This window comes from Desulfomarina sp. (assembly GCF_054039375.1).
This window is the reverse complement of record NZ_JBPLBA010000082.1, coordinates 1-22,442: the sequence shown is the minus strand read 5'-3', so window position 1 is coordinate 22,442 and position 22,442 is coordinate 1. Positions and strand designations below refer to the sequence as shown.

Genomic DNA, 22,442 nt, shown 5'->3' with positions numbered 1-22,442 from the left:
TGTGTCGGCAGGGCTCCAAAGCAGGTAGAAGTGGAAGAATGGATAAGCTGATTTTCGGGGAAAGACACCGAAATGAACGAACCAGAGGAAATTTCATGAAAATCTTGGCATACCTGGGATTGATTTTGCTCTGCGGGTCACAGTCGGCCGATGCAATAACCATTACGGATCTATTTGATGCTCTTCAGGAACAGCCTGTTACTCAGCTGGATACGCTGCAGACCAGATCTGCCGAATTAGCAGTCCAGGCCGTCTACGACCGGTTTTATCCTGAGCTCACTGGTATACTCGGTTATGACAGATATTCTTCTCCGACAAACTGGAGACCTGTGGCCCCAACGGAGACAGCACGGATACTGGCAAACCACGGGACACTGCCGTTCAGCGATGATATCACTCGGTTTGGAGGTCAACTCTCTCTGCCTTTATTTGTCAAGGAGTTGTTTTCGCTGGGTAGACAGGCAGAAAAAATGGCAGATAGTTTTCGTATCAGAAAACAGCTTAATCTTCTTGAACATCAGGCCGTACTGGTCACTGCTGACGCCCATCTGGTGCATATGAGTTCCCTGAAAAAAGCATTGGATTCCCGGAAAAATTCCCTTGAGAAAACCAGGGCCGATGTAGCCAACCAGGTCAGAAGCGGGCGGTTGCCGGAATCGGAACTGGTGCGCATGGATGAGGCTATAAATCAGATTGATCTGGTCTATAACCAGACCATGCAGCAGGAAAGTGGATTAAGGAAAAACATTGAATCTCTCACCGGAATTCGCTTGAAAGCCCCTGTGTCTCTCACCCGGGTTGATACGCTGAAGACAGAAATTCTTCTTGCCTTGAAACCTCTCGAAAAAAGCATTGAGGCTCGCGAGTACGGGGTTCAGGCAGCCAGAGATAAATTGTTTCCCAGGGTGGTCGGCACTGCTCGCTGGTTTCAGAATTACGGGGAGGGATACAATACAGGAGAAAATATAGATGGTGATTATGGAAGTTACGGAATCAGTCTGCAGGTGCCGATTTTCAACAAACCTGTCTATACCGCTATTGAACAGGCAAAAATTGATCTGCGTCGTGAGAAAAACCGTTTTGCCCGGGCCAGAATAGAACTGCAGGCCAGAGCCGATGATCTCAGCCGAACCCTGAAACTTCTTGATCATTCAAAAGAGCTGGCAAAAAAAAAGCGTTAAGTATGAGCGTGAGCTGCTTAAAGTTGCCAGGGTAGCCTATGGGAATGGCCGTATGGTTCAGGAAGAGTATCTGCGAAATGAAGAAAAAGTCTTATCGACTGAGGCAAGTTATTATCTGACCGAAGCCCGCTGGTGGGAGACCTTTGTCACGCTGGCAGTGCTGTATGGCAACAATTTGAAAGAGCTGGTGAAATGAAAAAAATTATCTGGATTATTCTCGCGATACTGTTGGTGGGTGGTGGAGTAAAAATACTGAAAAAGAAAAAACAGGGTCTGGCGCACATTCCACCCATGAAGGTGTATCATCAGGTTGTTTCAACAGTTACACCGCAAACTGAAAATATTGCCCTGACCCTGCCGGCTCTTGCACAGGTGCAAAGTGATCTCGATGTTGAGCTGTCATCCAGACTTTCGGCCCGGATTACCAGCATGGTTAAAAGTGGCGATATGGTCAGCAGGGGACAGACGGTTGTGACTCTGGATCACGATGAATTACTGGCAAAAAAGGAGGCCATTAAGCTGCAGATCCTTTCGCTGGAAGCAGATATCAACGCCCAGAAGATTGGCCTCGATAACATGATTTCCACTCATAAGCGCACCAAGGAATTGCTTGATGTCCGTGGTGCTTCCGTAGAACAGTATGAGGCGGAGAAGAGCAAGATCGCCTCCATGAGAGCCGGATTGCAGGGACTGAGGGGCAAAAAGGGTATTCTCGAGCAAAATAACAGAGAACTCACCAATCTGCTGAGTTACGCGGTTATTGTCTCCCCCATTGATGGTCTGGTGAGCTCTACCTCGGCCAACGTGGGTGTCATAGCTATGCCGGGTAAACCATTGCTGTCCATCCAGGCGAGCAGCGGCAAATATCTACTCATTCGTTCAGCCGATGACGTTGTACCCGAGAAGGTGGTTTTTGAAAATCAGACCTATCCACTGGTTCCGCTCAATCATACCTACAGAGGATTGGATGAGTACAGGGCGGATGTGAAAACCAACAGGAACTCCGGGGAACGATTGCCGGTTCGGCTGGTGATCTATCAGGGTACCGGAATAATGGTCCCCCAGTCTGCACTCCTGCAGAGAGAAGGACAAAGTTTCTGTTTTGTGCCCGATGGGGAGTCAACACGTCCGGTTCCTGTGAAAATAATTGCCAGCGGTACTGAAGGAGTAGTTGTTGAAGGGTTGTCAGCCCGGCAGGTGATCAGCGCCAAACCAGACATCCTGCTTAAACTGCTGGCCGGGGTTCCAGTCGAAATACAGGGATAACTTTTTCTTAACTGGTGCCTGTCCATAGTTGGTCTTTTTGCCCGATATCTGCGTTGCCCGAAAATTTTTATCCTCGGAGGTAAGCGTAGACTCCGATATCAATTATATGGTTGCGGTAAAATTTCTCGTGCGCCTTGATCTTGAACAAAAAACCTCATTTCTGGATAGACATTAACTGACTCTCTGATTGCAGTTTTCAACCTTTCTGGGGAAAGAAAAATGTTCAATTTTTTTTATAACCGGCCACATCTGCTTTTTTCAATCATTGCTCTTCTTTTTGTGCTTGGCGTTATCGGCCTGATAACCATGCCCAAAAATCTGTTCCCCGATGCAGATCGCCCCCAGGTTATTGTTATTACCCAGGTGCCGGGATCAACTGCTGAAGTAGCTGCAAGCACAGTTTCAAAGCCGATCGAAAACGAGATTGCCCGTTTGAGTGAAATACGTGAAATCAGTTCGGTCAATGTTGCCAATTTTTCAATAGTAAAAGCCGAATTTGAATATACCAAAGGGTTGAATGCTGCCGCTGTTGATGTGGCCAATGCCTTATCAATAGCCAGGGCCAATCTGCCCTCCACTGTAAGTCCTGCAATTTATATGGCAGGGTCATTTACACTGCCTGTTGAAGTAGTCGCCCTGAGTCCCAAAAGTGAGTTTTTAAGTCTTGGCGATATCAGGAAAATTGCGGATTCATTCATTAAACCGGCTCTGCTCTCCAATCCCGGTATTGGCAATGTAGAAGTGTTCGGCGGTTACCAGAGTGCTCTGGTGATAGCTGTTGATCCCCTTCGCCTGCAGCGGTACGGCCTGAGTGTGGATATTCTCACCAAAACCATCATGGCGGCCAATCGGGATATCCCGCTGGGTTTTGTCAAGGGAAGTGACGGTTTTTTCACTCTTACCTATTATGGTGAACATACCACTGTCGAGGCCCTGTCCAGGTTGAGAGTTTTTCCTAATCTGAGATTGGGGGATGTGGCGGATGTCTCCTGGTCTACCCGGAAACGTTTTTCCGGGTATATGGGTAACGGCAGGGAAGCAATTGCCCTGGCCATTCAACGTTCTCCAGGGGGTTCTGTCCTGTCCGTAAGTAATACAGCCCGGGCAGCTGTTGAAAAATTGAAAGCGCAATACCCTAACATCAATTTTGAGATTGCCGATACCCAGCGTGATCTTATAGAAACTGCAAACACCAATATGCTGGAAGCATTGCGGGATGCCATTCTCTATACTCTCCTGGTTCTGCTTTTTTTCCTTGGTAATTTCCGAGCGATCCTCGCGGCGGGGTTATCCATTCCACTGGTGTTTTTTTCTACAATGGCAATGATTTATCTTCTCGGAGGTGAGCTGAATATTGTTGTCTATACTGCCATCATCCTGGCACTGGGAATGCTGGTTGATGACGCTGTGGTAGTACTGGAAAATATTGAGAGGCATCTGGGTGAGTTACATGAAGATCTGGCAACGGCCATTGAGGAGGGGACCAGAGAAGTTATAGCGCCAATTTTTGCGGGAACGGTGGCCACCATTGCCATCATGTTTCCCCTGATGTTTGTTGGTGATTTTCCTCAGCATATATTCAGACCCCTTATTGAGACTCTGATCATTGCCCTGCTGGTTTCCTACTTTATCTCAATTACCTTCATCCCAAAACTGTCGCTGTACCTGTACAGAAAAGGTTTAAAAAAGAACCGGGTTGAGCGTTTTTTTGAGTCTGTCTATGATAATACAGTCGGGCGATTGGTTGCCCCCTATGAGAGTGTCCTGCGTTTTTCCAACGGTCGTTTTTCAGTTATAAGAAAATTTGTGCTTACCTTCGGGGTATTGATCATTCTGGTGCTCAGCCTGAAGAATATAATGCCTGTTATCGGAAAAGATGTCATGCCGCCCATGGATACCGGCATCATCAAGGCTCATGTGACTTTCTCTGCAAATGACACGGTGGAAAGCGCAGAAAAACGGATTAAATCCTTTCTCGGCTGGCTGCACAGTCAGGACGAGGTGGTGATGAGTTCTGTGGCGTTTGGCGGCGAAGTGGGAGTACTCTCTCTGGGCAGTGGTAATCTGCCGGCTGAAGCGACGTTTACCGTTAACTGTGTGAACCGGTTTGAAAGGAAAAAAAACCTGTGGCAGATAGAGGATGAAATCCGGGATCAATTAAATAAACTGCCGGGCGTGAAAAGTGTCGATGTGTTTGATTTTGGAGCTACAGCCATGTCTTCCATTAAAGCACCTCTCGATGTGCGGATCAAGGCACCCGATTACCGGGATCTGCCGCAGGTGGGTCATGAAGTTGCCCGAAAACTGACAGGGATAAAGGGGCTGACCAGTATGTCACTTTCCTGGGACCGTGATTTTAATGAGGCCGAAGTTGTAATCGATACCAATAAAGCACTCAGCTATGGGTTGACGCCTGTTGCTGTCGCCAGTCAGATCCCGATTAAAGGTCAGGTTGTTTCTCTGCTTGGTGGTTTTGCCACCATGAATACCCAGCCGGTTCGGCTGTATCTGAAAGGTGAGTTCAACGCAAACCTGCAGAGCCTGCGATTACTGCCTGTTCAGACTAAAGATGGCAGTGTGCCCCTGGAAGCAGTTGCCGATATTCATCAACGTTTGACCGCGGCCAAAATCGAGAGGGACAAGATGCTTTACAGTCTTGATGTTTCTGGCTATCGCAGTCTGCGTCCGGTTACCCATATTACGGCTGATGCCGATACTGTTCTCAGGGGGATTGAAAACAGCGGGGTTATAATCAGTCAGGAGGGTGATATCGCCCTGCTCAATGATTCTTTCAAACGAATGCTGAAAGCCATAGGCACCGGAATCATTATATTGACCATGGCTCTCATCGCCATATACCGATCCGTACGAATGTCGTTGATTATGATTGTCGTTCTGCCGCTTTCAATGATCGGTGCATCCTGGGGAATGCTTCTTTTCAATAAACCGAGCTGTATGCCGTCCATGGTAGGAATCCTGCTGCTTTTTGGAATCATCATAAAAAACTCAATTCTGCTCATTGATTTTTACCAGCATTATCGGAAAAAGGAATCTGCCTTTGAATCAGCTCTCGAGTCTGTCAAGGTCCGCTTCCGGCCGGTGATGATGACGGCATTTGGTACTATTGCGGGGATAATTCCAATTGCTCTTGAGCAGGCCGTGGGATTGGAACGCCTTTCTCCCCTGGCTGATGTTGCTGTGGGAGGGCTGATAGTCGGAACATTGCTGACATTGATTTATGTCCCCATGTTTGCCTATGGATTTGACGGCAGAAAGAATATACCTGAAATAACAAGAAATCCTGGCTAGTGCCTGTCCATAGTTGGTCTTTTTGCCCGATATCTGCGTTGTCCGAAAAATTTTATCCTCGGAGGTAAGCGTAGACTCCGATATCAATGATATGTCTGCGGTTAAATTTCCCATGCGCCTTGATCTCGAACAAAAATCCTCATTTCTGGACAGAAACTGGATACCGGCTGCTTAAAACCATATATTGTGAGGTGGAATTATGCTGTTGAAAGGATATTCACTGGAAATATTCAAATCGAAATGCAATTCTGAAGCTAAAGGAGTGCACTGTTTTGCCCATCTCGACAACAATATCAGCGAGGTGTTACCTTTTTTGAATACTGTACTCGGAGGGCATGTTTACACAAAAGAACCACCATCGTTGATGGTGAAAAATTATGGTAAACTGATTACCTTTTATGAAAAGAAAATTGCAGTTAATGCGCTTGCCGACAAGGAAGAAGCAGAAAAAATAGTCGCTGGCCTCCTGGGAATCATTAATGACACCTGGGAAAAGAGAGGCGAAATAAAGCCCAGTACTGAAAGTGTGCAGCAACCGGTTTTAATCGAGGTTTTGAAATTATTACCAAAAACAAACTGCAGGGAATGCGGTGAGCCCACCTGTATGGTTTTTGCCACAAGGATAATCGAGGGCAGCATGGACCAGAACGACTGTCCATCGTTGGGACCGGAGAATAAATTGCAGCTCAAAAACTATCTTGACCTGTTTTCTTTCGGGTAGAGGCTGTGAATGAAAAAATTAATCCAGTGAGGCAAAATGTTGTTCAAAGACCGACTGGAGCTGTTGTTCGAGGGTTGAGTCGTGTTCAAATATTTCGATCTTCAGAAAAGAAAGTCTGGCTTTGATGTCGGTAATTTCACCCACGGTATAAAGTGTAGGCAGGTGCATATAGCTGCCTGTAATTGAACGGTTCTTTTTTTCCAGAAAACGGGAGGTGAAGGTAAAAATACTCTTCTGGATTGCGACCAGTTCTTTAAGGTCTTCAACTATAAAAGCTGCGGGTGCAAACCAGTCGGTATGGAGTGTTTTGTAGTTTTCTGGGCGCACAGGTGTCGGTTGTCGTTTTCCGGAACAGCGTGCGAGTGCCCGGGCCAGCTCTGCGGAAGCATCAATGACTTCAATTTCGACTGGCAGCATGCCGCGGTGCTTGAACCGTCTGCAGCTCTCGTTGTTCAGTGCCAGGGGGAGCTCTGTGCAGCCCAGTACAATTTTACGGCAACCCTGTTTTCTGTATTCATCGCGTATAACCTCACAAATAAGCGATTCCGCTCTCGAAGTTATCCGGGCCGTTTTAATGCCAAACTGTGAATCATAAATAGCCGCCATGATTTTATTCTGGTTTTCTCTGGAAGGTTTCGTTGCAGCAATACCTGGAACCCGCAGAGCATCCTGGTATAAACCGGATTCAACCAGGTCTGTTACTCCCAGGATCAGGACAGTTCCAACATCGTTTTTCATTGAATTCGCTGTTTCATTCAGCATGTCAATGAAAGTAACAGGGGTGTCCGACATGATTTTTCGAAAGAGTTTATGGGCGCTGTTACAGGCCAGCCCTATGGCATGGCAACCAAGATATTGCATAATCCGTACGGTATGAACAGCCGTGGCATGTCTGCGTAACTCCGGATCGTCAGTCGGTTTCCAGACCCGGTTGAGTTCTCCTGGTTTATACGCCAGTCGGGAATTACCATAAAAAATGTACGAGTGGTTCTCGCTGTCCGGGATATCATCTATTTTCAATGCGAGATCAGCCATGGCTTCATTACCCAGGCCACCGATGACTCCCACTACGCTGGGTTCATGATTCATTTTTCTTTTTTCAGGATATTGATTGGTTGATAATCTGTGAAATCTATGTGAAGAATCCTTTTATTGTTTGTAACATTTAAGATTGGTAGCTGTGCAGCTATCGGTAACCGACCCACCGGTCTTCTTCCAAAAGGGAAACTGCATGAATATAATTCGCCTGGATCACCTGGTTTTGACCGTTACGGATATTTTACAGACCTGTAATTTTTACGGCGAGCTTCTCGGTATTGAAATTATCACTTTTAGTGATAATCGGAAAGCGTTGAAAGTCGGAAACCAGAAAATAAATTTACACCAGTCCGGTGAGGAACTGTCGCCGTGTGCCCGGCGGCCCGTTCCGGGTTCTGCCGACCTTTGTTTTATCGTGGAACAGAATATTGACGATGTCAGAGAAACTCTCCTTTCCAGAGGCGTTGAAATAGAACTGGGACCTGTTGAACGAACAGGTGTTGCTGGAAGAATGACATCTCTTTATTTTCGTGATCCGGATGGTAATCTGATTGAAATCAGTCAGTATTTTTAATTTATTGATATTAATTGGAGAATAATTGAAATAATTTTTTTTGAAAAAGGGGAAAAACCGGGAAAAAAATTTTTGGTTCCGTACAAAACTCAGCCTGATAAAGCAGACACATCAACAATTCGGCTGAGTTTCATGGGTAATCAAGAAAGAATTTAACGGAGGAAATTTCCAAACACAGGAGTTACAGATATGGATATACTGTGACCGGAGAGTGGAATTCGAGAAAACGGTTTAAAAATCAAACAGTCTGGAAAATTTCCCATATCCTTCCTGTTTCAGTCTGTCTGCAGGAATAAAGCGAAGTGCGGCAGAATTCAGGCAGTACCTCATGCCGGTTGGTGGGGGACCGTCTCTGAATACATGTCCAAGATGTGAGTTTCCCTTTCTGCTGCGAACCTCTGTCCTGACAGAAAAAAAGCGCCGGTCTTCTTTTTCCACAATGTTTTTCCTGACAAGGGGACGGGAAAAACTCGGCCATCCAGTGCCGGATTTGAATTTATCAAGGGAGCTGAAAAGAGGTTCGCCGGAAATGAGATCGACATAAATTCCGGGCTGCCCGTTATCCCAGTATTTATTATTAAAAGGAGGTTCTGTTCCCTCCTGTTGTGTGACTTTATACTGGAGAGGGGTCAATTTTTTCTTTAGATCTTTTTTCGTGAAAAGATCATTTCCTGCATGGTTTTTCCAGGTGGCTTTCAGGTAATCATCTCTTCCGGATCTGGAGCGATAATATCTGTAGCGTATTGGATTTTTTTTGTAATAGTCCTGATGATATTCTTCCGCTGCAAAGAAGGCTGGAGCCGGAAGAACGGGGGTTACAATCGGTTTTTTAAAAAATCCCGTTTCGTCCAGTTCTTTTTTTGATGCGGCGGCCAGACGGTGTTGCTCATCGTTAAAGAAAAAGATTGCCGTAGTATAGGCATGACCCCTGTCGACAAACTGACCTCCCGGGTCGGTGGGATTGATCTGTCGCCAGTATACTTCAAGCAATTTACCGTAGGAAATAATTGCCGGGTCATATGTTATTTTCACCACCTCAATATGACCGCCTTTCACATAGTTTTGGTAGGTTGGATTTCTGGTTGTTCCACCGGCATAGCCTGAAATTACGGAAATGACACCCTCCAGTTTTTCAAACGGTTTTTCCATACACCAGAAACATCCCCCGGCAAACAAGGCTGTTTCCGTTAATGAATTTCCCATGACCGGTTGTTTATTTAAGGGCGGGGTGGCCATCCGGTTTTTTGCTTCGACAGCGAGAACCGAAAACAATGCAAGACAGATAAGTATTGCTGATAATTTTTTCATGGTAATCCTCCATCTTTTCAATTTTCTACGTCTAGTTCTATCATCACAGTTGAAGACAGAAAAAACTATGTTGAATGAGCTCATTGTAAACATTCGGCAGTGATGATTAGCGCTGAACAGTATTGACAACGAGAGACATTCTCCTGGACATGATGATAGGTTGTTTGTATGAACAGTGAATGAAGGAATTGTAAAGATTCAATGAAGATTCTGAATCTGTGAGTAATGACCACTCAGGGAGCAATGTCGTGACACTGGTTCCAGGAAAAGAAGTGTATGTTCAGCGGGGAAGGGTAAACCAGATGTTGGTTTGGCCTTCGGTACTCGTCGCACCAACATCTCCGCCATGTGCTTCTATAAGTTCTTTTGTGATGGCAAGGCCTATCCCGGCTCCCCCCCAATCCCTGGAACGGGATCTGTCCACGCGGAAAAATCTCTCAAAAATATAGGGGAGATCATTGTCCGATATTTCGGTACCCGTGTTCTGGAAATTCGCTTTCAATCCAGAGGATAGTGTCTGTGTCGAAATAATCACTTCACCACCATCAGGGGTGTATTTCCAGCAATTTTCAACTAGATTTCTGATTGCCTGGAGCAGTTTGTCCCTGTCTGCATTAACCGTTGCATCGTGTTCAGTGAACTCTGTTTTGACCTCGATATTTTTTTTCTGAAAATGAAGTGAGAAAAGATCCAGAACCTGTAAAATGAGTTCGGAAAGTGTCACATTTTCAAGAGCAAGAAAAACTTTTGCCGCATCTGCCCGTGATAACTGCTGCAGGTTGTCAACCAGATGGACCAGTCGGAGGTTTTCCTGCTGGAGCATCTGGAACAGTTCCGGTGTCGGCGGTATAACCTGATCATTCAAGGCCTCCAGATATCCCCGCAGATTTGTCAGGGGAGTTCGGAGTTCATGGGCGACATCGGCAACCATCTTTTTTCTGAGCAGTTCTATTTTTTCGAGACTGTCTGCCATCCTGTTAAAGGCTATGCCAAGTTCGCCAACCTCATCTCCCGTACTGATTTTTGCCCGCAGGGAAAAGTTTCCGGCTGCAATTTCCCTGGTGATGTTTGTCATTTCAGATAGTGGTTTCAATACTTTTCGTGTCAACAGGTAACTGAGGATGACGGCCAGCCCCAGCGCCACAGCTCCCGCCCACCAGAGATACTGATGGATTGATGTAAGAAACATTCTGTGGGTTTCTTCTGTGGGAATATTATAGGCCTCCATAAGGGCCATGAAATATCTGGCGGCCAGTTTGTCGATAGCCAGCCAGACTATCAGAAAAATAACACCAATGACCGGGAAGGCATTGGTCAGCAGTAGTTTCCAGAGAAGGCGGTTTTTCATATTATTCACTGTCCTCATCAGCAAAACAATAGCCGAAGCCCCGTACAGTCAGGATATATTGCGGTTTTGCAGGGGTTTCTTCGATTTTCTGTCTGAGATTGCCGATATGCACATCAATGACCCGCTCCATGACCGCTTCGCCGTGTTCGTACAATTTGTCCAGGAGTTCTGCTCTTGAAAAAACTCTGCCCGGGGAGGACATCAGGGCATGGAGAAGTTTATATTCTGAAGTGGTCAGTTTTATGACAGTATCATCAAGGATCACTTTGTATCTGTCCGGATCAATCTCCAGTCTGCCATGGGACAACAACCTGTTTTTCCGTGTGGCTCCAGTTTGTGTTCGCCGAAGTATTGCCTTGACTCTTTCAACCAGTTCCCTCGGGCTGAAAGGTTTGACAACATAGTCGTCAGCGCCTATTGAAAGACCGAAAATCCTGTCCATTTCTTCCTCCCGGGCGGAGAGGATAAGAATCGGTACATCGGAAATTTCTCTCAACCGGCGGCAGATTTCCCAGCCATCAATTTTCGGCAGCATGATATCCAGAATGACAAACCCCGGTCGATGTACCCTGGCCTTATCCAGGGCTTGTTCGCCATCAAAAGCAGCCAGAATGGAGAAACCCTCTCTCAGCAGATAGGTGGCAATCAGTGTCGAGGTATTAGTGTCATCTTCAACGATAAGTATGGGACCATTGCACAATGTCATGTTCACTCCAGGCGTCGGCGAATGTTTTCCTGCAGGAAATCAAGGAGCAGCCTTGTTCTTACGGGGAGAAAATTTTTTGAGGGAAAAAGGAGAGTAATATCAATTTTTCTGGCGTGTACATATTCTGGTAATATGTGCACCAGAGTGCCGTTTTGGATATCATCCTTGACATCCCAGAAAGATTTAATACAGATGCCGAGACCTTCCTTTGAGGCGGCAACGGTTGCCTCGCCGCTGTTGCTGCTGAAATTGCTTTTGACTGTTATCCTTTCTTCCTGCAGAGTCTTTGTGTTTATAAAAGACCATTTTGCGTAGTTGCCGAGAATCAATGCGTTATGATTTCTCAGATCCTGAAATTCTGCAGGTTCTCCATGCCGGGCTATATACGATTTCCCGGCAACGAGTATTTTTCTGTTTTCTGCAATCCTGCGGACAATGAAATTGGATTCATGAAGGGGGGCGATGGAGATTGCCAGATCTATGCCTTCTTTCAGGAGATCGGTCTTCATGTCGTCAAGTATTAATTCTATTTTTACCAGCGGGTATTGACTTAAAAATCTGGAGAGGCAGGGGGCAACAATTTTACGTCCAAAAGATGCTGGAGAGGTGAGACGGATTCGTCCTTTTACAGTTTTGGCTGAAATGCTGTTTCCAGTAATGCTGAGTTCGTCAACAGCATCCAGGATGATCAGAGCTTTTTTATAGGTATTCTGACCCTCTTCCGTGAGACTGACCTGCCGTGTCGTTCTGTTGACCAGGAGAAGTTCAAGACTATCTTCCAGCCGCTGCAGTCGTTTAGAGGCTACAGCCGGCGAGAGTTGCAGTTTTTTTCCGGCGGCTGATATGGAAGAGAGTCGGGCAATTTCGACAAAAAGGCGGAGGTCTGAAAGATTTTCGAGCATCGTTATTATCAACAATAAAGAAATAGTGTTTCAAAAAAGCAGCGTATTGTCAAATAATTATACAAAGTATATCGTTACGTCAACAGAAAAGCTGGGAAAAGGAAAAAGATTCAAACCTGAACCCTGCACTTCAGAAAATGAAAAAATGGAGAAAAAAGATGGTTCATCCGATTATTGAAGATCTCCGCTGGAGACACACTGCAAAGAAATACGATAAAACTAAAAAGATATCCCCGGAAGATCTGCAGATTTTTTATGAGGCCCTGAGGCTGTCCGCATCGTCCATTAATTCACAGCCGTGGCGATTTATTGTCATAGAGAGTGAAGAGGCCCGACAGCGCATGGGCGGGACCTTTCAACATAAGTTTCAGTTTAACCGGCCCCATGTTTTTGATGCCTCCCAGGTTATTCTTTTTGCTTATAACCCATGCTATAGCCGGGAGGATTATGCCGAAGTTGTTGACAACGGTATTGAGGATGGTCGAATCACACCGGAAGAGAGGGAGAAGGGTTTTGCCGGGTTCATGTTTGCGGAAATGAATACCGATCTGCATGGTAATACAGGAAGCTGGACGAAGGCCCAGCTCTATATTGCACTGGGAAACGCCCTCCATGTGCTTTCCCGTCTGAGAATAGACGCGACTCCCATGGAAGGTATTGATATAGCTCTGGTGAATGAAACGTTTAAAGAGGAACTGAACGGTTACCAGTGCGATGTGGCACTGGCAGTCGGTTATTCTCATCCTGAAGACTATAACGCTTCACTGCCGAAATCACGCCGTCGCATGGAGAGCATATTGCTTCGGATATAACCGGAGGAAGTACATCATGAAACTGGATCATATATTTTTACAACCGGTGAATATGGAGAGAATGAAGGATTTTCTCGTCAACATATTTGATCTCGAACAGTGTGACAGGCCACAATTTAATTTTCCGGGATACTGGCTTGGCAAAAAGAGTATCCCCCTGTTTCATCTTGCCCCCGGCGGAGATCAAAAGGACAGTACGGGAGTGATTGGTCATGTCGCCATCAGTATTGATGATGAGAAGGTTTTTTTTGCCGCACTGGAAAAGGAGAATGTGTTGTACCAGGTGACCTGGTTACCAGGAAAACCTGTCAAACAGGTTTTTTTCCGGGGGCCGGAAGGTTTGACGGTAGAGGCCGTTATTTATAACTGTGAGGAAAAGCTATGAGGTCACCTGGATTCTGCAGACACTCTTGGCCAAGGCCTGAATTGGACTTTTGGCTTCACTGAATTCATAAGCTGATGACATCGGGTATCGAGTGGCAATTGAATCAGCAGGAAAAAAAGTGATCACTACGAAATCCAGCCTGCCAATACCTGCAATTCACCGATCCGGCCGGGTTCCATGGGAAACTAGAAAAACAAGGTCATCCGGTAATATTTTTTTTGGGAGAAAACGTACATTATGAAAACAACACTTTTTACCGATTACAACATGAATGGGATTGAATTAAAAAATCGTTTTTTAATGGCTCCAATGACACGATCAAGATCCACACAACCAGGGGATATTCCCAACGCTTTAATGGCGGAATATTACGGACAGCGATCATCAGCAGGACTCATTATCAGCGAAGCGACACAGGTGTCCCTGCAGGGAAAGGGATATGCCCGAACGCCTGGAATTTACACAAGAGAACAGTTGGAGGGATGGAAACTTATAACCGAAGAAGTGCACAGAAAAGGCAGCAAAATATTTTTGCAGTTGTGGCATGTCGGCAGGGTCTCGAGTTCACAGGTCAATGGATTGCAGCCGATAGCTCCTTCTGCCAAAATCGCTGAGGAAACGACAGTTTATCTGTTTGAAGAAGGTTCCGGGGGAGAAGCCACTTTTGTACCTGTTGAAGAACCGAGAGCGATGACAGAAAAAGATATAGACAGGGTTGTTGAGGAGTTCAGGGCTGGTGCGTTAAATGCTATGGAAGCGGGTTTTGATGGTGTGGAAATTCATGGTGCCAACGGGTATTTGATAGACCAGTTTTTAAGAAGTAATTCAAATGTCAGAACCGATGAATATGGCGGCACAAGCGAAAATAGAATTCGGATTTTAATGGAAATAACCCGGGCAGTTGTCAAGGCTGTTGGTCGTGAAAAAACAGGTGTCAGATTATCGCCATTTATCAGTTTTAAAGACATGAATGATCCGCAGATTCTGGATACTATTATACTGGCATCTGAAAAACTGGAAGAAACAGGAATCAGTTATATTCACTTGTGTGAAGCTGACTGGGACGATGCTCCGGAGATCCCGAAAGACTTCAGGGTGAGATTACGTGATATTTTCAGTGGAACGATAATTGCGACAGGAAATAAGACTCCGGAAGAAGGTAATCTTTTACTGGGAGATGGCCTTGTTGATTTGATTGGTTTTGGGCGTAAGTTTTTAACAAATCCTGATTACCCGTTGCGTGTTGAACTGGATGAAGAAATGAATGATATCAGCGATACCCACACTATTTTCGGTGGTGGAACTGCAAGAGGTTATACTGACTATCCTTTTTTAAAATAATCCAAATCTTATCCAGATTGCCCATAAAACTCAGCCGGATTTGGGATCACAAGTTGCAGCCTGAATTTCCGGCTGAATCAATGAATGCTGAAAAACTAACCTGAGCGATATCGGAATAGAAGGGCGGCCAGAGGCAGGGTTACCGCGGCGATTATCATGAGGGGCCAGAGAAATGGCCAGATCATCTGGAAATCCGCTCCTTCCAGAAAAATGTTTCTCAGGGCAGCGATAATATAGCGTGCGGGATTGAGCATATCAGCCCGTTGCAGCCAGAGCGGCATGTTTTCGATGGGGGTGGCGAATCCGGACAGGGTCACCGCCGGCATGATAAAAAGAAAAGAGCCAAGGAGTCCCTGCTGCATTGTTGTGGAGAGGGAGGAGACAAGCAGGCCAATGCCGACGATGGTTATGATAAAACAGAGCAGGGCGGAAATAAGAGCGGTTATTGTCCCCCGAAAGGGAATAGAGAACCAGTAGACCGCACCTGCAGCAAAAAGCAGTGCATTGAAAAGACCAAAAACGATTGGTGGTATCGATTTGCCGAGCAGGATTTCTCCCGGTGAAAACGGGGCCACCAGCAGCTGGTCAAAGGTGCCGAATTCCCGTTCCCGGGCAACAGAAAGGCTGGTTAGAATCATCACCACCACCATACTGATAATGCCTCCAAGAGACGAGACGATAAACCACCTGCTGCGCAGGTTGCTGTTGAACCAGGATCGTTCAACCAGGCGAATGGCTGGACCTCCACGTCCAGCAATTCCCCGGCGGGCAAGATCACGGTTGAACTGATCGACAATTGTATTGAAATAACCAAGAGCGATCAGGGCGACATTCGGATTCCGGCCATCGGCGATAACCTGTATCTGCACAGGTTGTGATGATCTGATTTTTTTCTCAAACCCGGAACCGATATGGATAGCCAGCCGGGCCTTTTCGCTGTCAATTGCTTCAGTCATCTGAGCCTGGTCATCCAGGTATTCAGTGAGGTGGAATATCCCGGAGCTTTTCACTCCTGCCAGTAACTGCCGGGAAAGGACGGAACGGGATTCGTCATAAACTGCGTAACGGACATTTTTTAAGTCGTACGTTGCCGCGTAGCCAAAGAGAAAAAATTGAATCAGGGGCGGACCGATAATGACGAAACGACTTTTGGGGTCTTTCAGGATTGTGGTAAACTCTTTTCTGACAAGGGCGAGAATTCTGCGAAAACTTTTCATTATCCCTCCAGACGTTTGGGAATTTTTCGATAGGAAAGGGAAAGAAAAACAACGGCCATGGAGGCCAGAACAAGTCCGTTGGGAACGAGGATTGATTTGATATCTCCAGCCATGAACAGTGTGTGGCTGATGGTTACGAAATAACGGGCGGGTACAAGGTAACTGACCAGCCGGATAACAGTCGGAGCACTTTCGAGGTCAAAGAGCAGGCCGGAGAGAAAAAATGCCGGCAGGAATCCTGCCACGATGGATATCTGTGCCGCAACGAACTGGATACGGATAGTCGCCGAAAGCAGCAGGCCAAATCCGAGGGAGGCCAGCATGAAGAGTGAACTCAGTATCAATAATGCGGTGATTGAACCTCGAAATGGAACATGAAAAAGTGTTATCGCCACACCAACGGACAAGATGACACCGAACATTCCAAGAAGATAGTACGGCAGAATTTTCCCCATAAGGAATTCTCCCCGACGAAGGGGCGTGACCAGTATGGCTTCCATGGTGCCCCTTTCCCATTCCCGTGCAATGACGAGGGCCGTCAGCAGGATGCCTATCAAAGTCATGATCAGGGTTATCAGGCCGGGGATAAGAAAATTTCTGCTTTCAGCACCCTCGTTAAACCAGATTCGAAAGGTTATGGAAACAGGCGGGCCGGTTTGAATATGTTCCCGTTTTGCCAGCATCTGTCTCCAGCCGGCCAGTACATTCTTGACGTAACCTTCTATCAGGCGGGCACGATTGGCATCAACACCGTTCACAATTAATTGAATCGGAGCTGTATCTGCACTGAATAGCCGGGAAGTAAAATTATTCTGAATAATGATAATAGCGTCTACTTTTTTTTCCATGAGTAGTTTTTCCGCCACATCTGAGGATTCAAGCTGATGCAGCTGAAAGTGAGGAGAAAGGGAAAAACGTGCCATAAGATCCCTCGTGACATTCCCAGCATCCCTGGAAAGGAACGCTACGGGGATGTGTTCGGCATCCAGATTCACTCCATAGCCGAACAGGAACAGCAGAACAAGAGGCATGACCAGGGCAAGGGCAATACTGCTCGGGTCACGGAGAATCTGCAGAATTTCTTTTATCAGGATGCCCCGCAATCTCAACAGAGACAGTTTCATACCCTGTTCTCCCGGGCTCTTTCAGCCAGTTCGATAAAGGCATCATCCATAGTCGGCTGGTTATTTTGCGGGGATCTTGCCAGGTTTCTGATGTCGTTGGGGCTACCCATGGCGAGGGTTTTCCCTTCACTCATGATGAGCATACGATCACAATATTCGGCTTCTTCCATGAAATGGGTAGTGACAACCACGGTAACACCCTGCTCTGCAAAACCATTGATACGTAACCAGAATTCCCGACGGGCAAAGGGATCTACTCCAGAAGTTGGTTCATCGAGAAAAAGGATTTCAGGTTCATGGAGAAGAGCAGCGGCCATTGCCAGTCGTTGCTTGTAGCCTCCGGGCAGTGAAAAGGCGGCCCTGTCACGCCAGCGGTCGAGTTCAAATTCATGAAAAGCCCAGTCTATTCGTTTTTTCAGCCTTTTACCGGAAAGACCGTAAGCCTTTCCAAAAAAAAGCAGGTTCTCATGGCTGCTCAGTTGACCGTAGAGGGAAAATTGCTGGGCCATATAACCCAAGTGAACTCTGGCGTTTGCCCTTGATTTTCTTAAATCATGCCCGGCAACGCGAATCGTGCCGGAACTCGCCGGAAGGAGACCGCAAAGCATGCGGAAGGTTGTACTTTTCCCGGCTCCGTTGGGGCCCAGTAAACCGAATATTTCTCCTCTTTCAACGGAAAAATTCAAGTTTTTTACCGCTTCAAAGGTGCCGAACAGTCTGCAGAGATTTTCCACATGCACCGGCCGTTCATCTGCATAAACGGTTTTTTTCATATTTTTTTTATTCTGTTCAATATGAAAAGAAGTTTGGGCTCGCGGAATAATGGCCATGAAGGCATCTTCAAAAGTGGGTTCAACCGGTTCGATCTCCCCTGATATATCGGTTGGAATCGCATTTGAACCCGGGTTCACCACGTTTCCCGTGACTATCCTGATACGACCGGAACGGATTGTGGCATCAACAATCCCATGGCTGCCGGCCAGGCCGGTGAAGCTGCTTCGACGGGATGCGTTTTCCGGTGGAGTCACAAAAAAGACTCTCCCTTTCATTAAGTTGATGAAATGATCGGGAGTTCCTTCGGCCAGTAGTTTTCCCTGGTGGAGGACAATGACATGGTCACATTGTTCTGCTTCATCAAGATAGGCAGTAGAGACAAGAACGGAAATGGCATCTTTTTCCACAAGCTCATAGATGATTTTCCATAATTCTCTACGGGATATGGGATCAACACCAACCGTTGGTTCATCCAGAAGAAGCAGGTCCGGTGATTTGATCAGGGCGCAGGCAAGTCCAAGTTTCTGTTTCATGCCTCCGGAAAGATCCCCGGCACGCCGTTCTGTGTAATCCGCCAGATCGGTCATTGTCAGAAGCTGAGCGTATCGGTCTGGACGTTCTGCTCCGGGAACACCCTGCAGGTCAGCGTAAAGATTCATGTTTTCTTCCACACTCAGATCCTGGTAGAGTCCGAATTTCTGCGGCATATAGCCCATGCGGCTTTGAATTTCAAGGCTTTCATTTGTGCTGTCACGACCGAAAATTTTCATCTCTCCTGATGTCGGTATAAGCAGGCCGGCTGCAATTCTGAGAAGAGTTGTCTTCCCGGCACCGTCAGCTCCAACCAGTCCGGTGACCCTGCCTTTCGTGCAGTGCAGGGAAATGTTCTGCAATGCCTCGGTCGTGGCTGTTTTCTTACCCGCAAAGGTTTTAGAGATTCCTTCGGCCCACAGGACTGTCTCGCTTTTCGGGAAAAGTTCAGTCGTTATTTTCTGCATAAGAAACCTGCGGCCTCAATCCTGCGCTTTGGATGATTGAAATAAAAGTTTTTATTTCAGTATGTTGTGTTATTTATGGTGGCCCGGTTTGTTTTGTTCTGCTGGATTGACTATTTCACCGAATCCGGAGTTCACAGACCTGTTCACCTGTTTTGCTGTTAACGGCTTGGAGTATGCCCTTATGTCAGCGTCATTGAACCGCAGAACGCGTATGACTTATCTCCCCTCTGTCTTTTCGTTGACAGTAACGGTCACCGGCATACCGAGTCGCAGTCGATTTTCTTCGTCTTTTACAAAAATTCTGACCTCATAAACCAGTTTCGTGCGCAGATCTTCCGTCTGCACTGTTCTAGGAGTAAACTCGGCGACAGGTGAGAGAAAACCAACCCATCCTTCAATGGGACGACCGGGGAAGGAGTCACTGAAGACACGAGCCTTCATGCCGAGATTAATACGGTTGAGCTGCGGCTCCGGGATATATGCCCGAACCCATTTGGGGGCGTTGAGCGCCAGGATAAAAACAGGTTTTCCCGGTCCGGCCATTTCCCCGACCTCGAGGATTCGGTTTTGAATAATTCCAGGGGATGGTGCAGTAAGAGTCATATCCCGTAATCGAATATTGAGGAGTGATACTTTGGCTTGCAGGGCTTTAAGTTGTTGTTCAGCCATTGCAATGTCTTCTTTTCTTGGACCCTGAAGGGCGAGATCAAGCGATTTTTTTCGAACCTCAAGCTGCGCTTCCTGAATCTTGAGTTCTGCCTGAGCATTTTCTTTTTCCTGGATACTGGTGGCACCATTTTTCGATGTTTTTTCCAGGCGGGCAATGATCTGGCGGGTGTTATTTACTTTGGCTGCTGCTGCCTTGACTTCGGCGCGGGCCTGTTCTATTTCTTCGGGACGGTTTCCCGTTTTGAGCCGGGTTACCAGGTGGAGCTGTGCTGCCGTTTTGGCTTTGAGTTCGGCAAGATCGGCTTCCAGTCGATCTGTTTTAAGACGAGCCAGAACCTGTCCGACCTCCACCTGTTCTCCCTCAACAGCCATGATTTCCTTTATGCGTTCCTGTTCATTGAAGGCAAGAGCCGCATCCCTGATCTCAATGGTTCCAAATATTTTAAGAGGACCGGATTCATCAGTCTGACGACTGTTATTATATTTTTGAAAACTGTAAAGTCCACCCGCTGCAATAAGGAGAAGAACTGTTATTTTAAGAAGAAATCCTTTCTTCATAATGTACCGCCTTTCTGTTTCGATTGAGTAATCTGCTGAGGGTGCATAATATTTTCCCAGCCTCCTCCCAGGGCACGATAGAGAAAAACAACGTCAAAGAGTGCCCCCTGTTTTGCCAGAATCAGTGATTCCTGGAGACTGACAAGTCGCAGCTTGCTGTTTAATACACTGGAATAATTTGCAAGGCCGGAATGATAGAGGTCTTCTGCAAGCAACAGATTTTTTCTGGCGTATTTTTCAGTCAGGAGAAGTTCATCGATTTTCTTTCTGCTGAAAACTATTTGGGCACAACCATTTTCAACTTCGGATAATGCTTTGAGAATCTGCTGTTCTAATTCAAGCCTGGCCTGTTCAGTTCTGGAAGCACGAACGGCAATGGTGCTTTTAATTCGGTTTCCGGTGAGAAGAGGAATGCGCAGTTGTGGTCCGAGGGAATAGAAAAACGCATTGCTGTTCAATACTCCTCCAGGGCTGTCACTGGAGAGGGTGAGGGTCCCAAGGAGTGTCAGTGTCGGGAATTGTTCCGCTTCGGCCGCATCCGTTCTGGCGACAGCCGCCTGGTAGTTGTGCAGTGCCTTTCGGATATCGGGTCTTCTTTTAATGAGATCAATCGGCAGTCCGATCCCGATCATGGACGGCAGTTTCGGGAGGGGCGCTTCGGCGAGTCCTTTTTCCCTTGAGGAGGAGGCGAGCAGGAGTCCTGTACGGTATTGATCTGCAATGAGTTGTTGTTGCGGCTCGGAAAGGCTTGCACGGGTTTTTGCAAGGAGTTGTTCAGTTTGAATAACATCCAGCCTGGAGCTGTTACCTGTTTGAAAACGGGTTTTTGCCAGAGTCAGGAGTTTCTGCTGCAGCGCGATTTTTTCCCGTTTCTTTTTGAGTATTGCCTGTAGAGTACGTGTTTCGATATAGGCCAGGGCCAGCTCCGCAGAAAGTGACACCATCAGGGAATGGTAATCTGCATACCCGGCACGGATATCTTCTTCTCCGGCTTCAAGGAGTTTTGCTGTTCGGCCCCAGAGGTCAAGTTCCCATCCGGCCACCGCACCGGCCGAATACAGGTCGATACTTTTTCCAGGGGGAACTCCCTGCACGGAAATAAACCGGTCACCGGTTTTAAGATGGCTGTAGCCCAGAGCGGCTTCAAGCTTTAATCTGGCTTCGGCACCGATAACCCCCTGACGGGCACTGAGCTCAACTATCCGCTCCCGTGCCATTTTCAGCGTAAGATTTGATGACAACAGCCTGGTTATCATGCGGCTCAGTTGATCGTCATGAAATTGTTTCCACCACATTGTATCCGGTGGACGGGTACTGTCAAAGTTCATCGATGTATTCGCAGGAGCATCCCATTTTTCCTGCACGAGGCTCACCATGTCCGGCGATTGAAAATCGTGTTTTTCAGAGCATCCCGTAGAAAGGATGGTCAGCAGAAACAGAAGGAGTATAATCCCCGCCTGTTCAAATCGGACTTTTTTCTTTATAACCGGTGATCGCACAATTTCATTTTTCATTGATCTGTGAGGTTTGTGAGCGTTTTGCGGGTATGTTCAAGGATAATTCTGCTGATTTCTTTAGTTTCAGATGGGTTGTATCCCTCCATATCCAGGGAGCGTACTATGGTTTCCCGGGCAACCCGAAAGATAAGAACCTGGCCGATGATTGTCATGGCCCGCAATTGAGCAGTTCGTTGGCAGGGGTTTTCGGTAATAACTGTTATCAGGGTGGCAACGGCATTGAGGATGGGTTCCATGTATCCTTTATAAATAATTTCATAGGAGCCGGTCGGATACATTTGTTCCCGGAAAATAATCCGTGAAAATCGCCGACCTTCTTCGGAACCCACAGCAAACATGATTATTTTTTCAATCAGGTTCAGCAGGGTGTTAAAGGCTTTCTGCTTACCCGAGTTGCCGGTAAAAAGTAAAGGAGTGGCAGTGAGTGTTATATCGGCAACCTGAGTCTTGATTGTTTCCACAATATGCGTAACAACGGCCCGGTATAATCCTTCCTTGCTCTCAAAATAGTAGGGAATAGCAGCGATATTGACACCCGCTTTACCGGTGATGCTTCTTGTTGTTGCAGCATCGAAACCATCCCTGCCGAAAATATCAATCGCTGCCTCAAGCAGCCGGTCTCTGGCATTTTTTTCTTTTTTATGATCTTGTCGGTTCATGCTCATTTTCCTTTTGAATCGAAATGCTCGGCAAT

General features: G+C 46.7%; 20 protein-coding genes. 9 read left to right on the top strand and 11 right to left on the bottom strand.

Translation table 11 applies throughout. The annotated features are described in order from the left end of the window. The first annotated feature begins 95 nt into the window (after window positions 1–95). The 5 genes from ACXLDX_RS04420 to ACXLDX_RS04400 all read left to right on the top strand — a co-directional run bounded on the left by ACXLDX_RS04420 (window position 96) and on the right by ACXLDX_RS04400 (window position 6,477). Window positions 96–1,181, top strand: coding sequence for a TolC family protein (locus ACXLDX_RS04420; protein ID WP_457575984.1), 1,086 nt, complete (start codon window positions 96–98; stop codon window positions 1,179–1,181). After that, complete coding sequence (locus ACXLDX_RS04415; RefSeq protein ID WP_457575983.1) at window positions 1,144–1,377, top strand: hypothetical protein; 234 nt, start codon at window positions 1,144–1,146, stop codon at window positions 1,375–1,377. The genes ACXLDX_RS04420 and ACXLDX_RS04415 overlap by 38 nt, the downstream gene beginning before the upstream one ends. After that, on the top strand, window positions 1,374–2,447 hold the full coding sequence (locus ACXLDX_RS04410; RefSeq protein WP_457575982.1) for an efflux RND transporter periplasmic adaptor subunit: 1,074 nt from the start codon (window positions 1,374–1,376) through the stop codon (window positions 2,445–2,447). The genes ACXLDX_RS04415 and ACXLDX_RS04410 overlap by 4 nt, the downstream gene beginning before the upstream one ends. Window positions 2,448–2,666: 219 nt before the next feature. Then, on the top strand, window positions 2,667–5,756 hold the full coding sequence (locus tag ACXLDX_RS04405; protein WP_457575981.1) for an efflux RND transporter permease subunit: 3,090 nt from the start codon (window positions 2,667–2,669) through the stop codon (window positions 5,754–5,756). Window positions 5,757–5,955: 199 nt separating this feature from the next. Continuing rightward, the gene (locus tag ACXLDX_RS04400) at window positions 5,956–6,477 is read left to right on the top strand and encodes a (Fe-S)-binding protein (RefSeq protein ID WP_457575980.1); all 522 of its coding nucleotides are present in this window, start codon (window positions 5,956–5,958) and stop codon (window positions 6,475–6,477) included. An 18-nt stretch (window positions 6,478–6,495) separates the two neighbouring features. On the opposite strand, the gene ACXLDX_RS04395 is transcribed toward ACXLDX_RS04400, so the two are convergent. After that, complete coding sequence (locus tag ACXLDX_RS04395; RefSeq protein ID WP_457575979.1) at window positions 6,496–7,566, bottom strand: aspartate/glutamate racemase family protein; 1,071 nt, start codon at window positions 7,564–7,566, stop codon at window positions 6,496–6,498. A gap of 142 nt (window positions 7,567–7,708) precedes the next feature. Here ACXLDX_RS04395 and ACXLDX_RS04390 point away from each other — a divergent pair, with 142 nt between their 5' ends. Then, window positions 7,709–8,089 (top strand): VOC family protein, encoded by a 381-nt coding sequence (locus ACXLDX_RS04390; RefSeq protein ID WP_457575978.1) that lies wholly within the window; start codon window positions 7,709–7,711, stop codon window positions 8,087–8,089. A gap of 231 nt (window positions 8,090–8,320) precedes the next feature. Here ACXLDX_RS04390 and msrB read toward each other — a convergent pair whose 3' ends face one another. The 4 genes from msrB to ACXLDX_RS04370 all read right to left on the bottom strand — a co-directional run bounded on the left by msrB (window position 8,321) and on the right by ACXLDX_RS04370 (window position 12,353). Next, window positions 8,321–9,397, bottom strand: coding sequence for a peptide-methionine (R)-S-oxide reductase MsrB (gene msrB / locus ACXLDX_RS04385; RefSeq protein WP_457575977.1), 1,077 nt, complete (start codon window positions 9,395–9,397; stop codon window positions 8,321–8,323). Window positions 9,398–9,677: 280 nt separating this feature from the next. Further along, entirely contained in the window at window positions 9,678–10,745 is a 1,068-nt protein-coding gene (locus ACXLDX_RS04380) for a sensor histidine kinase (protein ID WP_457575976.1), read from the bottom strand. A gap of 1 nt (window position 10,746) precedes the next feature. Further along, window positions 10,747–11,451, bottom strand: coding sequence for a response regulator transcription factor (locus ACXLDX_RS04375; protein ID WP_457575975.1), 705 nt, complete (start codon window positions 11,449–11,451; stop codon window positions 10,747–10,749). A 2-nt stretch (window positions 11,452–11,453) separates the two neighbouring features. Next, window positions 11,454–12,353 (bottom strand): LysR family transcriptional regulator, encoded by a 900-nt coding sequence (locus tag ACXLDX_RS04370; protein ID WP_457575974.1) that lies wholly within the window; start codon window positions 12,351–12,353, stop codon window positions 11,454–11,456. 158 nt (window positions 12,354–12,511) lie between these two features. Here ACXLDX_RS04370 and ACXLDX_RS04365 point away from each other — a divergent pair, with 158 nt between their 5' ends. The 3 genes from ACXLDX_RS04365 (at window position 12,512) to ACXLDX_RS04355 (ending at window position 14,891) form a co-directional block, all read left to right on the top strand. Next, entirely contained in the window at window positions 12,512–13,165 is a 654-nt protein-coding gene (locus tag ACXLDX_RS04365; RefSeq protein ID WP_457575973.1) for a nitroreductase family protein, read from the top strand. 16 nt (window positions 13,166–13,181) lie between these two features. Then, a complete protein-coding gene (locus ACXLDX_RS04360; RefSeq protein WP_457575972.1) occupies window positions 13,182–13,550 on the top strand; it encodes a VOC family protein in 369 nt (122 codons plus the stop codon). 237 nt (window positions 13,551–13,787) lie between these two features. Beyond that, window positions 13,788–14,891, top strand: coding sequence for an alkene reductase (locus ACXLDX_RS04355; RefSeq protein ID WP_457575971.1), 1,104 nt, complete (start codon window positions 13,788–13,790; stop codon window positions 14,889–14,891). 95 nt (window positions 14,892–14,986) lie between these two features. On the opposite strand, the gene ACXLDX_RS04350 is transcribed toward ACXLDX_RS04355, so the two are convergent. The 6 genes from ACXLDX_RS04350 to ACXLDX_RS04325 all read right to left on the bottom strand — a co-directional run bounded on the left by ACXLDX_RS04350 (window position 14,987) and on the right by ACXLDX_RS04325 (window position 22,407). Further along, on the bottom strand, window positions 14,987–16,108 hold the full coding sequence (locus tag ACXLDX_RS04350; protein WP_457575970.1) for an ABC transporter permease: 1,122 nt from the start codon (window positions 16,106–16,108) through the stop codon (window positions 14,987–14,989). Further along, window positions 16,108–17,232, bottom strand: a complete 1,125-nt coding sequence (locus tag ACXLDX_RS04345; RefSeq protein WP_457575969.1) for an ABC transporter permease — start codon at window positions 17,230–17,232, stop codon at window positions 16,108–16,110. The genes ACXLDX_RS04350 and ACXLDX_RS04345 overlap by 1 nt, the downstream gene beginning before the upstream one ends. Beyond that, complete coding sequence (locus ACXLDX_RS04340; protein ID WP_457575968.1) at window positions 17,229–19,004, bottom strand: ATP-binding cassette domain-containing protein; 1,776 nt, start codon at window positions 19,002–19,004, stop codon at window positions 17,229–17,231. The genes ACXLDX_RS04345 and ACXLDX_RS04340 overlap by 4 nt, the downstream gene beginning before the upstream one ends. Before the next feature lie 216 nt (window positions 19,005–19,220). Next, window positions 19,221–20,231, bottom strand: coding sequence for an HlyD family secretion protein (locus ACXLDX_RS04335; RefSeq protein ID WP_457575967.1), 1,011 nt, complete (start codon window positions 20,229–20,231; stop codon window positions 19,221–19,223). Continuing rightward, complete coding sequence (locus ACXLDX_RS04330) at window positions 20,228–21,745, bottom strand: efflux transporter outer membrane subunit (RefSeq protein WP_457575966.1); 1,518 nt, start codon at window positions 21,743–21,745, stop codon at window positions 20,228–20,230. The genes ACXLDX_RS04335 and ACXLDX_RS04330 overlap by 4 nt, the downstream gene beginning before the upstream one ends. Beyond that, complete coding sequence (locus tag ACXLDX_RS04325) at window positions 21,742–22,407, bottom strand: CerR family C-terminal domain-containing protein (protein WP_457575965.1); 666 nt, start codon at window positions 22,405–22,407, stop codon at window positions 21,742–21,744. Before ACXLDX_RS04325 ends, ACXLDX_RS04330 begins: the two co-directional genes overlap by 4 nt. Window positions 22,408–22,442: the final 35 nt, after the last annotated feature.

What these genes read in the sequence shown, in the direction of transcription:
- ACXLDX_RS04420 (WP_457575984.1), top strand. Translation starts at nt 96, where the DNA reads ATGAAAATCTTGGCATACCTGGGATTGATTTTGCTCTGCGGGTCACAG.
- ACXLDX_RS04410 (WP_457575982.1), top strand. Translation starts at nt 1,374, where the DNA reads ATGAAAAAAATTATCTGGATTATTCTCGCGATACTGTTGGTGGGTGGT.
- ACXLDX_RS04405 (WP_457575981.1), top strand. Translation starts at nt 2,667, where the DNA reads ATGTTCAATTTTTTTTATAACCGGCCACATCTGCTTTTTTCAATCATT.
- ACXLDX_RS04400 (WP_457575980.1), top strand. Translation starts at nt 5,956, where the DNA reads ATGCTGTTGAAAGGATATTCACTGGAAATATTCAAATCGAAATGCAAT.
- ACXLDX_RS04395 (WP_457575979.1), bottom strand. Translation starts at nt 7,566, where the DNA reads ATGAATCATGAACCCAGCGTAGTGGGAGTCATCGGTGGCCTGGGTAAT.
- ACXLDX_RS04390 (WP_457575978.1), top strand. Translation starts at nt 7,709, where the DNA reads ATGAATATAATTCGCCTGGATCACCTGGTTTTGACCGTTACGGATATT.
- msrB (WP_457575977.1), bottom strand. Translation starts at nt 9,397, where the DNA reads ATGAAAAAATTATCAGCAATACTTATCTGTCTTGCATTGTTTTCGGTT.
- ACXLDX_RS04380 (WP_457575976.1), bottom strand. Translation starts at nt 10,745, where the DNA reads ATGAAAAACCGCCTTCTCTGGAAACTACTGCTGACCAATGCCTTCCCG.
- ACXLDX_RS04375 (WP_457575975.1), bottom strand. Translation starts at nt 11,451, where the DNA reads ATGACATTGTGCAATGGTCCCATACTTATCGTTGAAGATGACACTAAT.
- ACXLDX_RS04370 (WP_457575974.1), bottom strand. Translation starts at nt 12,353, where the DNA reads ATGCTCGAAAATCTTTCAGACCTCCGCCTTTTTGTCGAAATTGCCCGA.
- ACXLDX_RS04365 (WP_457575973.1), top strand. Translation starts at nt 12,512, where the DNA reads ATGGTTCATCCGATTATTGAAGATCTCCGCTGGAGACACACTGCAAAG.
- ACXLDX_RS04360 (WP_457575972.1), top strand. Translation starts at nt 13,182, where the DNA reads ATGAAACTGGATCATATATTTTTACAACCGGTGAATATGGAGAGAATG.
- ACXLDX_RS04355 (WP_457575971.1), top strand. Translation starts at nt 13,788, where the DNA reads ATGAAAACAACACTTTTTACCGATTACAACATGAATGGGATTGAATTA.
- ACXLDX_RS04350 (WP_457575970.1), bottom strand. Translation starts at nt 16,108, where the DNA reads ATGAAAAGTTTTCGCAGAATTCTCGCCCTTGTCAGAAAAGAGTTTACC.
- ACXLDX_RS04345 (WP_457575969.1), bottom strand. Translation starts at nt 17,232, where the DNA reads ATGAAACTGTCTCTGTTGAGATTGCGGGGCATCCTGATAAAAGAAATT.
- ACXLDX_RS04340 (WP_457575968.1), bottom strand. Translation starts at nt 19,004, where the DNA reads ATGCAGAAAATAACGACTGAACTTTTCCCGAAAAGCGAGACAGTCCTG.
- ACXLDX_RS04335 (WP_457575967.1), bottom strand. Translation starts at nt 20,231, where the DNA reads ATGAAGAAAGGATTTCTTCTTAAAATAACAGTTCTTCTCCTTATTGCA.
- ACXLDX_RS04330 (WP_457575966.1), bottom strand. Translation starts at nt 21,745, where the DNA reads ATGAAAAATGAAATTGTGCGATCACCGGTTATAAAGAAAAAAGTCCGA.
- ACXLDX_RS04325 (WP_457575965.1), bottom strand. Translation starts at nt 22,407, where the DNA reads ATGAACCGACAAGATCATAAAAAAGAAAAAAATGCCAGAGACCGGCTG.